The organism is Anoxybacillus flavithermus, assembly GCF_002742685.1.
Taxonomy (GTDB): Bacteria; Bacillota; Bacilli; order Bacillales; family Anoxybacillaceae; genus Anoxybacillus; species Anoxybacillus flavithermus_E.
Window position 1 is genome coordinate 1 of record NZ_PEDM01000047.1, and the last position, 10904, is coordinate 10904.

Annotated in this window: 12 protein-coding genes; 3 read left to right on the forward strand and 9 right to left on the reverse strand. The window is 39.4% G+C overall.

The features are described 5' to 3' along the window. Window positions 1-83: 83 nt before the first annotated feature. The 3 genes from CS060_RS13225 to CS060_RS13235 all read right to left on the reverse strand — a co-directional run bounded on the left by CS060_RS13225 (window position 84) and on the right by CS060_RS13235 (window position 2780). Entirely contained in the window at window positions 84-1049 is a 966-nt protein-coding gene (locus CS060_RS13225; protein WP_035049921.1) for an ROK family glucokinase, read from the reverse strand. Continuing rightward, the gene (locus tag CS060_RS13230) at window positions 1034-1267 is read right to left on the reverse strand and encodes a YqgQ family protein (protein ID WP_006317940.1); all 234 of its coding nucleotides are present in this window, start codon (window positions 1265-1267) and stop codon (window positions 1034-1036) included. Before CS060_RS13230 ends, CS060_RS13225 begins: the two co-directional genes overlap by 16 nt. A 109-nt stretch (window positions 1268-1376) precedes the next feature. Continuing rightward, the gene (locus CS060_RS13235) at window positions 1377-2780 is read right to left on the reverse strand and encodes a spore germination protein (protein ID WP_052025645.1); all 1404 of its coding nucleotides are present in this window, start codon (window positions 2778-2780) and stop codon (window positions 1377-1379) included. A 163-nt stretch (window positions 2781-2943) separates the two neighbouring features. On the opposite strand from CS060_RS13235, the gene CS060_RS13240 reads away from it, so the two are divergent. Further along, window positions 2944-3804, forward strand: a complete 861-nt coding sequence (locus CS060_RS13240; protein WP_035049916.1) for a hypothetical protein — start codon at window positions 2944-2946, stop codon at window positions 3802-3804. Here CS060_RS13240 and CS060_RS13245 read toward each other — a convergent pair. The 6 genes from CS060_RS13245 to CS060_RS13270 form a co-directional block, all read right to left on the reverse strand. Beyond that, the gene (locus tag CS060_RS13245; protein WP_257211138.1) at window positions 3775-5304 is read right to left on the reverse strand and encodes a rhomboid family intramembrane serine protease; all 1530 of its coding nucleotides are present in this window, start codon (window positions 5302-5304) and stop codon (window positions 3775-3777) included. The two genes, CS060_RS13240 and CS060_RS13245, sit on opposite strands and share 30 nt — an antisense overlap. 59 nt (window positions 5305-5363) lie before the next feature. Next, the gene (yqgO, locus tag CS060_RS13250; RefSeq protein ID WP_035048182.1) at window positions 5364-5549 is read right to left on the reverse strand and encodes a protein YqgO; all 186 of its coding nucleotides are present in this window, start codon (window positions 5547-5549) and stop codon (window positions 5364-5366) included. A 76-nt stretch (window positions 5550-5625) separates the two neighbouring features. After that, window positions 5626-6576, reverse strand: coding sequence for an L-lactate dehydrogenase (locus CS060_RS13255; RefSeq protein ID WP_035048181.1), 951 nt, complete (start codon window positions 6574-6576; stop codon window positions 5626-5628). Between the two features lie 157 nt (window positions 6577-6733). Beyond that, window positions 6734-7306: a 5-formyltetrahydrofolate cyclo-ligase gene (locus tag CS060_RS13260; protein ID WP_082180277.1), complete on the reverse strand. Its 573-nt coding sequence runs from the start codon at window positions 7304-7306 to the stop codon at window positions 6734-6736. A 53-nt stretch (window positions 7307-7359) separates the two neighbouring features. Then, window positions 7360-7509 carry a 50S ribosomal protein L33 gene (gene rpmG, locus CS060_RS13265; protein ID WP_004889517.1) on the reverse strand — a complete coding sequence of 50 codons (150 nt, stop codon included), beginning with the start codon at window positions 7507-7509 and terminating at the stop codon, window positions 7360-7362. An 80-nt stretch (window positions 7510-7589) separates the two neighbouring features. Then, window positions 7590-9974, reverse strand: coding sequence for a sugar phosphate nucleotidyltransferase (locus tag CS060_RS13270; protein ID WP_035048179.1), 2385 nt, complete (start codon window positions 9972-9974; stop codon window positions 7590-7592). A 144-nt stretch (window positions 9975-10118) separates the two neighbouring features. Here CS060_RS13270 and CS060_RS13275 point away from each other — a divergent pair, with 144 nt between their 5' ends. Together CS060_RS13275 and CS060_RS13280 are read left to right on the forward strand one after the other, a co-directional pair. Then, entirely contained in the window at window positions 10119-10436 is a 318-nt protein-coding gene (locus CS060_RS13275) for a competence protein CoiA family protein (protein ID WP_035048177.1), read from the forward strand. Next, on the forward strand, window positions 10433-10849 hold the full coding sequence (locus tag CS060_RS13280; RefSeq protein ID WP_099669041.1) for an endolytic transglycosylase MltG: 417 nt from the start codon (window positions 10433-10435) through the stop codon (window positions 10847-10849). Before CS060_RS13275 ends, CS060_RS13280 begins: the two co-directional genes overlap by 4 nt. The last annotated feature ends 55 nt before the right edge of the window (window positions 10850-10904 follow it).

Genomic DNA, 10904 nt, shown 5'->3' on the forward strand with positions numbered 1-10904 from the left:
GCCTTCGCAGTTCGGGACTTTCACCCTATAGATTGCACCCATGCCGAGCACACCAAAAAAACAGACGAGAAGATCGTCTGTTTTTATACGATATTTTCCTTTACTAACCATGCCCCACCGATTACACCAGCATCATTTCCAAGGGTAGCGATAACAATGTCAGCAGCTTCAGCGACGCGCGGGAACGCAAAGCGTTTAAAATGACGAGCAACCGCTTGCGCTAACATGTCCCCTGCTTTCGATACACCGCCACCGATGACGATCTTCTCCGGATTTAAACCGTTTGCTAAATTAGCGAGCGCTAAGCCAAGATAAAACGTCACTTCATCAACAATTTGTAGCGCGAATGCATCATTTTCTTTCGCGGCATCAAATACATCTTTCGCAGTAACAGCTCCTACTTGTTTCCATACGTCTCGCAAAGAGCTTGGTTCATCGGTTTGTTGCAAGCGCTCTGTCGCGATACGTGCAATACCTGTCGCTGAAGCAATCGTCTCTAAGCACCCTGTTTTACCGCAATTACAAGATGCCCCTCCTTCTGGAATGGACGCAATATGGCCAATTTCACCGCCAGCACCGTTTGTTCCATGAACGATTTGACCGTTTACGATCACACCGCCGCCAACACCTGTGCCGAGCGTAACGAGAATTAAATTTTTCGCGCCATCCCCCGCCCCTTTCCACATTTCCCCAATCGCTGCAATGTTCGCATCGTTATCAACAACGACAGGAAGTCCTGTTTCTATTTCTAACCGATCTTTTAAAGGGAAGTTTTTCCAACCTAAGTTTACCGCTTCATAAATATCCCCTGTCGTCATATTAACAGGTCCTGGCGCGCCAATTCCAATACCGACAAGCCGTCCTTTTGATTCATCTAATTCACGCAGCTTCTCATCAATCGCTTTTGCAATATGTGTCGTAATATGTTTCCCTTGTTCCGATTTGTCTGTTGGAATTTCCCACTTACAAATGATTTCCCCGTACATATTTACGAATGCTAATTTTACCGTAGTCCCACCTAAATCTACGCCAACTAACCATTGTTCCATTGTTCCTTCATCCCTTTTTCTCTTTTTTCTCGTTCAATTTGCGCTTCATGACGCAAAATGAGAAGCGCCATTTGATAATCTTTTACGTCGATGAGTTGCGCTTGAAATAATTCTTTCAGTTCGTCTTCCATTAATTCTAAATCTGCGAGACGATCACCGACGTAAATGATCGTTCCATATTTTTTTAATAACTGCTGTACATCGTATACAGATTTCATTTTCTTCACCTGTCGTGTATAAGCGTTTTCAATTTACATATTCTAAATGTATAAAGAAAACAAAGAGTCGTCAAGAACTGAACAACGTCTTTGCGATATTTTTCACATTTTATCGATCCGGATCTTTTGGATGCAATACAGTCGGCCTTCGATTTTTTAACGGAATTGGGGAACGAATAAGCACATCGCGCATCCCACGATATGAAAATGGAATAAACGGCCATAAATACGGAACGCCAAACGATTGCATGCGTGCAAGCATGACTAACCATACGGTAATACCAACAACGTAGCCAATAACACCAAATAACGCTGTTACAATCAGCAAAGCAAGCCGAACGAGCCGATTGGCTAATCCAAGTTCATAACTTGGAGTTGCAAACGTCCCGATGGTCGCCATTGCAAAATATAAAATGACTTCGTTAGAAAATAACCCAACTTCAACGGCAATTCCACCAATCATCAGCGCAGCAACTAGCCCAAGCGCTGTTGCTAAAGCAGATGGAGTATGAATGGCTGCCATCCGCAACATATCTAATCCAAATTCAATAAGTAATATTTGACCAAATAACGGAATATTCCCTTCCGTCGATTTTGATACAAATGATAACGCATGTGGCACGAGCTCTAGTTTTTTCATCCACATATACCAAAGCGGCAATAAAAAAATAGATAACCATACCGCAAGAAAACGAACGAAGCGTAAATACGCACCAACAATCGGCTTATTTCTATATTCCTCTGCGTGTTGTAAATGATGCCAAAACGTTGCTGGTGTAATTAACACACTTGGAGATCCATCGACAAAAATAAGAACATGCCCTTCATATAAATGAGCTGCAGCCGTATCAGGCCTTTCTGTATAACGAACGACAGGATACGGATTGAAATGTCTACCAGAAATAAATTCCTCTACCGTTTTTTCTCCCATTGGCAAACCGTCCGTATCAATTTTAGCCAATGATTGTTTCACTTCTTCGACAATCTCTGCATTGGCAATATCCTCAATATAACAAACACATACATCCGTTTTTGAACGGCGACCAATTTGCATATATTCCATCCGTAACGAACGGTCGCGCACACGGCGTCTCGTTAATGCTGTGTTAAAGACTATCGTTTCCACATACCCATCACGTGCACCTCGAACGACACGCTCCATGTCTGGTTCTTGCGGTCCGCGTACTGGATATGTGCGTGCATCAATTAAAATCGCCTTTGCCATTCCATCTACAAACAAAGCTGTCGGCCCTGCAAGCACGCCATCAATGACCTTTTCAAAATCATCTGTTTGATCTAATTCAACATATGGAAGATGTGTTCTTAATAATTTATGTAACGGTTGTTCATCTAACGAGCCATCCGGTAATTCGGACAACAATTTCATTAAATAATGAAGAATGTCATCTTTGACAAACCCATCAATCATAAATAATGCCATATCTTTTCCAGCATAATGCACGTCTAAATAGATGACATCAAAACTTTTCCCTACTCCAAGCTTGTCCTTCATATATGAAACATTTTCTGAAAGACGCGCAGATACTCGCTTCACTCCAATCACCTACCTTACATTCACTACCATTCATCTTTGACACATGTATACGTGTTCATACATATTTTCTGTGGTACGCACATACATTTTTTATAAATGTAAGCTTGACCGGAGGAATGAGATGAAACGTCTATTATCAGTATGCATATTTTTTTTCGTATTTGTCATCATCATCCAAACATTTGAGCGGCCGACACGCGAGACGATTATGTTTTTTCCAATTGATCCGACCGTTCGCTTTACAACTGCCGCAACAAAATTATCACTACAACCCAAAAAGAAGGAAACACGCTATGTCGTCAATTGGATCGTCACTTCATCGCTTGATCGAACGGCTTACTTACGGCAAGATATTTCCTTATTGTTTGCTAATGGGAGACTAATTTCTACGCAATCAAAATGGAAAGAGAACGGAAAAAATATTATTCAACAAAAACAAATGAAACAAAAAGGAAGTCGATTATTTCAAGCCATTTCGTATCATCAAGGGGAGTTGCATAACGGAAACGACATTCGAAGCAGTCAAAAAATGAGTGGAGATGTGTTATATGTCATTGACTCGTCATTTGCACCTCTTCAATCGTTTCGCAAACCAACGACAGCGGAACAAAAAACATGGGCAAACACATTAAATAAACAAACTCAAACGATTGTAAACAAAGTTACCAATCAAATGGACGACATATTTGAAAAAGACGATTATTATCATTTGTATTTACCTGAGCTTGTTCAATATAATGAACAACCATTTATGGATTTAACGACAAATGAAACGGAAACGATGATCGGAAACTTATGGGAAGGTTTGTACAAAAACTATTTTTTAGGTATAAAAAAACAGAACGGTTCGATTGAATCACCAATCGGTAGTACCGTTCCTCTCATTTTAATTAAAAAAGATTACAGTAAACTGTTTGTCGTGACAGAAGCAGCGGATGGAGAGCTCGTCATATTAAAACAGCTGCTCGAGTTCACGCAATAATTGTTTATATTGTTCATCGTCTGGGTGAATCTGCAATGCACGTTCTACTGCTTGTTTTGCTTTTTCATAATTTTTTTCTTCTGCATACAATAGTGCTAAATAATAAAACGCTTCATGAAAACGGTCGTTTTTTTCGATGGCATCATATAAATATTGTTTCGCACCGTCGTAATCTTTTTGTTGTATACGAATATAGGCGCGTAAAAAATCTGCTTTATATGCTTCAGCATCTTGTTCATGAATGAGTGTTAACATGTGTTCTGCTTCGCCGTATTCTCGTTCATCAATATATTGCTTGGACAACGTAAGAATGAGTTGTGCTTGATCTGCTGGCGGTCGTTGAAAGCCGATATACAAGCAAATGAGCGTAACGACCGCTGTAAATAGAGCAGCTAACCATTGACCGAGACGAACACGTTCTTTTGGAAAATGGACGATACTTGCAGCTAAAAATCCACCGATTAAGCCACCAATATGGCCTGCGTTATCGATATTTGGAACAACGAGACCAAATGCCAAGTTAACCCCAATAACTGTTATTACATTCATTCCAATCGTTCGAAAGAATACATGTGGATACGCTTTCCCAAAGTAAAGCAAAGCTCCAAAACAGCCGAAAATCGCTCCAGACGCTCCCGCGGATACGGACGGTGAAAATAAAAAACTAGCGAGCGAGCCTGCAAAACCGGCAAAAAGATAAATAAATAAAAATCGAAATGAACCGTACAATTTTTCGACGAGCGGACCTAAATAATAAAGCGCAAACGTATTCATGAACAAGTGTAAAAAACCGATATGCAAAACGATAGGGGTAAAAAAGCGCCACCATTCTCCTTGTAAAATAAGCGGGTTAAATTTTGCACCGTATTGAATGAGGGTCAACGTATTTGTACTTCCACCGTTCCATTCTAAAATAAAAAACATCGCGATTTGCAAAGCAATAAATACATATGTAAATCTTGCTTTTCCACTTTCAAATATGCGTCGCTCATTTTCATACATACGCTCTGCAAACGATAAAACATGTTGTTTAAATGCTTGTAACTCGTTTTGCAGCATCGGGGAATCATCGGGTACATATACTTTCAATGCGTGATGAAACAACATACTTAGTTCATGTAATATCGCATACATATTGTTTTTATGCATGACAAATGTTTGCATCTGTACTCGTTCAGTCGTAAATGAACGATGAACGTACCATTCCCAATCGTCAACAGGAGGATCCATCATCACATATATGTTGACGACTTGCAATTGACGGCGAAACTGGCTTCTCCGCCATTCATCAACAGCAACGAGCGCGCGCTCTATATCATTTTTTAACAATACGCTCCAATCCATGTCCGTACGAACGAGACGAATGAGCGGCGCTTTTCGTTCACGCGTAGGCTGCAACCAAACTTCTTGTTCATCAGGTGATAAATAGACGATAGCATAGTTTTCCTTTAAAAATTGAAATATCATTTGCCAATATACAAAATCGAAGCGAATGCTCAACCTTCCCTCTCCCTTCGCTATCATACCCTTCTTTTACCACACTCTTTTATAAAGCGCAACTATTTGTACTTTTGTAAAAATAATGTGGGTACAAGGCGCTGGCGAATAAACGGAATGGACATCCCCCATTGTACAACTCGCTTTTGAACAGCTTCTCGTTTCAATATTCCATTCAACAATCGATAGCGAAACCGGTAAAGAACGAGCGCTGCCACCAACGTAACGATGAATGTTTTTCCATTCAATATGATCACCCTCCTCACGTTTACCGTTCCCTTTTCTCATTGAAATTATAAAAAGGTTGCCTCATCATGAGACAACCTATTGCAATCCAACACGCTTCATTACATCTTTTAATACAGTTGCGGAGTGAGTAAATTTCTCTTTTTCCTCTTCATTCAGTTGTAGTTCAACAACTTCACGAATACCGTTACGATTTACAATAGCTGGTACGCCAATGTACATATCATTTTGACCGTATTGACCTTCTAAGTAAGCTGAAACAGTCAAAACGCTATTTTCGTTTTGTAAAATCGCTTTGGTTAAACGAACAAGCCCCATGGCAATGCCGTAATATGTTGCACCTTTTCGTTCAATAATTTGATACGCAGCATCGCGTACGTTCACAAAAATGTTATCTAAATCTTCTTGTTTATATTGCGGCTTTTCTTTCATCATATCGACAATTGGACGGCAACCGATAAATGCATGACTCCAAACTGGTAACTCTGTATCGCCATGTTCCCCAATAATATAAGCATGTACGTTACGTGTATCAATATCGAAATATTCACCTAGCAAATAGCGAAAACGCGCTGTATCCAAAATTGTTCCTGAACCGATGACGCGCTCTTTCGGTAATCCCGAAAACTTCCATGTTGCATATGTTAAAATGTCAACTGGGTTTGTTGCGACGAGAAAAATGCCATTAAATCCGCTCGCCATCACTTGATCAATAATATTTTTGAAAATTTTTGTATTTTTCTCAACTAAATCTAATCGTGTTTCCCCTGGTTTTTGATTGGCACCAGCTGTTAATACAACAATGTCGGCATCTTTGCAGTCTTCGTAATTACCAAACCAAATTTTTGTTGGCGACGGTGCAAACGGCATGCCGTGATTTAAGTCCATCGCATCTCCTTCAGATTTTTCTTTGTTAATATCAATAAGAACGAGCTCTTCTGTCACTCCTTGGTTTAAAAGAGCAAACGCATAACTCGAACCAACAAAACCTGTTCCAACTAAAACAACGCGATTCACTTTATTTGACATATTTCTTCCACCTTTCGTTTATATCATTTTACAATCTGTGCATTGTTTATCTGTTTCACACTTACATTGTACACTGTTTCACAAAGTTTATAGGGCATGAATTATTAACATTTTGTTAATTTTTTCTCCTGTATAATATGAAAGCGCTTATGCTGTTTTATGATTCGCTTTCACAAACAATTATTCCTTTATTCGTAATTATCTTTTGAACAGGAATATCATGTTTTTCAATCGGCAACGTAGAAACAATTTGACAATCATACGCAAGGGAAAGCGTATAGTTTGGGAAATCAACTAAGTAACGATCATAATATCCCCCTCCGTAACCAAGGCGATACCCTTTACGCACAAAAGCAAGACCCGGCACAAACAACAATTCAATTTCGTGTTTTTGTATTTCTTTCGTTTCTTCCACAATTGGTTCATATAAATCGAAAAAAGAGCGTTCCGTTTGTTGAAACGAACAAATTTCCCGAAACATCATTTGTTTTGTAGCTGCATCGCATTTTGGAATCGCAACCTTTTTTCCTTCTTGCCATGCTCGTTCAATAATACAAATCGTATCTACCTCGATTTTTCGTGAAATCGTAATACCGATCACATGTGCCGTTTGCCAAAGATGTTGCTGAAATAATATGTCGTGAATGACGTTCTCTTTTTTCTTCCGCTCTTCTTTTGTCATATGTAAGAGACGTTGTTTCATTTGTTGTCGTAAATGATTCTTATCCACTATCCTTCCCCCTCTTTCATAAAAAAATAAGCAGCAGGAAAAAATCCTACTGCTTACTTTGTTTCACGATGAACTGTTGCTTTTTTGTCTCGTGGGCAATATTTTTTCAATTCAAGACGCTCTGGGTTATTGCGCTTATTTTTTGTTGAAATATAGTTGCGTTCGCCGCATTCTGTGCATGCTAACGTAATATTTACACGCATCGTTCTTTCCCTCCAAACAAAAGTATTATAATCACACCTTTCCATGATATCATTTTTCTTAAACAATTTCCATATCAATTTTATACGTTTTGATATTGCCGAATTTTCTTTATATAGTATTTTGTATATTCTTTTGCTTTTTGAGCATTTGTTGCTTGCGAATAAATGGTCAACGTCGGTTCATCTACTTTTGGTAAAATGAGTGTCCATGCCCCGTCTTCATGATACACCTTCATGCCATCTGTAAAATCTACATGCTTGTCATACGATTCTTCTAACAATTTACGCATAACAGCCGCCCGTTCGTGCCACGGGCAATAAACATCACGGCATGATAAATGAATGGTTGGAATAGACGACACAATGGTGCGAAGCGAACAACGTTCAATAGACAACAAATGCAACAGCTGCACACATGCATACAGTCCGTCAAAATAAAAATGAAACGGCTCGTGATGATGTGCAAGCAAAAACTCCCGTCTCGTATCTTTTACATAAACAATATCGCCATATAGTCTTTCTGCCAACGTGTGTAACACAGACGGTGCCCAAGCAGGAACTGCTACTTTTTTCGTGTCACTACATAAAAGGGACACTAATACGTGTAATGAGATGATTTCCTCTTTCGTCAATGCGATCCCTTGCCCATCAAAAATACGAAAACGTTCACCTGAATGGTCAAACACAATCGCAAACTGCGCCTGTTCATTCTTTATTTGCTTCCGAATATGTTCATCATCGCGATTTTCTGTCCAAATCACTTCAATAGCAAACGACTGAAGCGTATGATGAATCGTGTCTCGAAATGAAAGAGGACTAGCGACGACAACTTTCCATTGTTCCGATGAAGAAAAAGCAATCCTGTGACGCAATGCGCGAATATACGTTTCATCGTTCTCCTTTTCCTTCATTGCTTCACCCATTTGAATTACTGACATGTAATGTTCATGATCCATTTGTTGTTCAATGGCTCGCTCCATCGTTCGATCAATGGGAAATCCGCATTCATCATGTATGTCAATAATAACCTCATCACGTTCGTCCATTGTTATAAATACTCCACCGTGATACCGTTTGTGAGGAATGATATAACGAAAAGCAGGCAAATATCCTCCATCGTATACATTTGTGTGCATACCGTACATATGCAAACATTGGGCAAACAACGTCCCGATTGCTTTAGAAAACAGATGATCGTCAAAGCCAATTAATATTCGACTTCCTTTTTCATGTAGACTGCTATACGCTGAAGCCAGTTGTGTGATAAATAGCGGATGAGCACCGACATGTGCATGCATGCTTATCCCATTTTGACGAAACAATACGTTCGGGCGTTGTTCCCCCCATACGACTGAATCTTTCACTTTTGTTTTTTCTGCGATTGTTTTATTTGGCCAAATTTTAGCAGCATGCTTTACTTTCACTTTATTTTCTAATTTACACTTCGTTCCAATGACCGCATAATCGAATATTTCATTTTTTTTACCGATGTACACATCATTTGCCACAACTGCTCCTCGTAATTCACTATGCTCGTCAATATACACATCGGACCAAACAATTGATCGCTTTAATGACGCGTATTTACTAATAACTGAACGTGGACCTACCACTGTGTATGGTCCAATTGTTGCATGCGCATCAATACGAACATCAGCCCCAATAAGAAGCGGTCCTTCTAATTTTACCCCTTGTGCAATGTGAACTCGCTCACCGATCCATACATCAGGAGCTATTTCCTTATAATGAGAGGAAACGAAACGTTGCTGTAATAAGTCGAGATGTGTTTGATGATATTGTTCAATGACACCAACATCAGACCAATAGCCGTCCACTTCACATCCGTATATCGGGTACCCTTGTTGAATGAGGTATGGAAAAAGATGTTGGCTAAAATCGTAAGGTGAATGTTGTGGCACATGTTCAAAAATAGCTGGATGGCAAATGTAAATACCTGTATTGACTAGATCACTGCACACTTCATTCCATTTTGGTTTTTCAACGAAATGAACGATTTTTCCGTGTCGATTTGTGACAATCCCACCGTATGAAAGAGGAGTAGCTTCGTGGTGCATAAGAACGGTAACTAATGCTTGTTTGGAGAAATGAAAGTTGATCGCTTGCTGCAAATCAATCGTCGTCAACGTATCTGCGCTGATGACGACAAACGTATCGTCTAAAAAAGACTGAGCGTGTTTTACACTTCCTGCTGTTCCAAGCGGCGTTGTCTCTTCAAAGTAATGAAGATGTACACCGAATCGACGCCCGTCCCCAAAATATTCAATAATTTCGTCACTTAAATATTGAACGGTTACAGCAATATCTGTAATTCCGCATTGTTTTAACCATTCAATATTATACTCCATTACAGGTTTATTCATAATTGGTACGATGGGCTTCGGAACATGGCAAGTTAACGGGCGTAACCGCGTTCCTCTTCCCCCTGCCATAATGACCGCTTTCACAACATATCCCCCCCAAGTGAAAGCACACTTTTTTCCATCATACCATGACAACTACATGCGGACAATATACGAAAATTGTCGATTTTACATAAAAAAGATGCATCATTGATATATTCCTATGTATAATAAAGTGGGGTGACAAACATGATCGAATATACATTTATTGGGCTCGTCTCTTTTGCTATCATACTATTGTTGATTTCTTTTTTCCAAAGAGATCGGATGAAAGAAGTAGAAGAACAAGTAGAACAGTTAACATTATCAACGATGCAACAATTATACGAAGTAAAAAAGCGCGTGAAAGCACTTGAAGAAGAATTGCTGATTGGAATCGAGTCGTTTTCAAATGAAGAGCAAATCGCTGACTTATATAAACAAGGATGGACAAAAGAGCAAATTGCTCGTAAGTTTAACATGCCGATAGATGAGGTGAATATCATGATCGCGAGGAATGAACGATGAAAAGGACAACACGTGCCTTTGCAACTGGGATATTATTTGCTACAACGATATTAGCTATCATTTATTATACAAATCATAAACAACTACAACCCAACAAAATAAGCGAAAAACAATATGAACAGCTCATGGCAGAACGAAATGAACTAGCTCATGCACTAGAAAAATTAAAAAAAGAAACGAAAAAAGCAACTCCGCCTCAAAAAGAAACATACATTTATACGTTGACAATCGCTAAAGGAGAAGCAAGTCAAGACATTGCTAGACGGCTTGAGCAAGCCCGTATTATTGATAATGCTCAATCATTTTTAACGTACCTTGATACACATCACTTAACGCGCGCACTGCGCCCTGGAACGTACATTGTCACCAGCGACATGTCATATGAACAAATTGCACAGAACATAACAAAATAAATCGAGTAGGAGGAGGTGATTAACCTCCGTCCTCTCACACCACCGTACGTACGGT

Coding starts and splice junctions, on each gene's coding strand:
- CS060_RS13225 (WP_035049921.1), bottom strand. CDS start 1,049: ATGGAACAATGGTTAGTTGGCGTAGATTTAGGTGGGACTACGGTAAAA.
- CS060_RS13235 (WP_052025645.1), bottom strand. CDS start 2,780: ATGAAGGACAAGCTTGGAGTAGGGAAAAGTTTTGATGTCATCTATTTA.
- rpmG (WP_004889517.1), bottom strand. CDS start 7,509: ATGCGTGTAAATATTACGTTAGCATGCACAGAATGCGGCGAACGCAAC.
- CS060_RS13230 (WP_006317940.1), bottom strand. CDS start 1,267: ATGAAATCTGTATACGATGTACAGCAGTTATTAAAAAAATATGGAACG.
- CS060_RS13255 (WP_035048181.1), bottom strand. CDS start 6,576: ATGTCAAATAAAGTGAATCGCGTTGTTTTAGTTGGAACAGGTTTTGTT.
- CS060_RS13280 (WP_099669041.1), top strand. CDS start 10,433: ATGAAAAGGACAACACGTGCCTTTGCAACTGGGATATTATTTGCTACA.
- CS060_RS13275 (WP_035048177.1), top strand. CDS start 10,119: ATGATCGAATATACATTTATTGGGCTCGTCTCTTTTGCTATCATACTA.
- CS060_RS13240 (WP_035049916.1), top strand. CDS start 2,944: ATGAAACGTCTATTATCAGTATGCATATTTTTTTTCGTATTTGTCATC.